We start from the raw sequence: 254 nt of genomic DNA, 5'->3' as shown, positions 1-254 counted from the left end.
GCGGCGATAACGTCACCGTGTCGGCAGGCAATAACCTGCTGGTGCAGGGCTCGGCGGTGGTGGGCGACGGCGATGTGTCGCTGTCCGCCGGGAACAATATTGATATTGTGGCGGCGACCAACACCGATTCCACGTATCGTCTGAATGAGACGAAGAAGTCCGGCCTGATGGGCACCGGCGGGATTGGCATCACCGTCGGCAGCGCTAAATCGCGCCATGAGATGAACGAGGACGGCACCACCCAGAGCCAGAGC

The 254-nt window shown here is 61.8% G+C and carries 1 protein-coding gene; it reads left to right on the top strand.

From position 1 onward, the window contains the following. The coding region (locus MUA00_RS00055) for a hemagglutinin repeat-containing protein (protein ID WP_271121225.1) at positions 1-254 on the top strand (254 nt) is incomplete at both ends.

This window comes from Dryocola boscaweniae (assembly GCF_025215095.1).
GTDB classification, from domain to species: Bacteria; Pseudomonadota; Gammaproteobacteria; order Enterobacterales; family Enterobacteriaceae; genus Dryocola; species Dryocola boscaweniae.
Note: the sequence above shows the minus strand (reverse complement) of the source record. Positions and strands in the feature narration are given on the sequence as shown.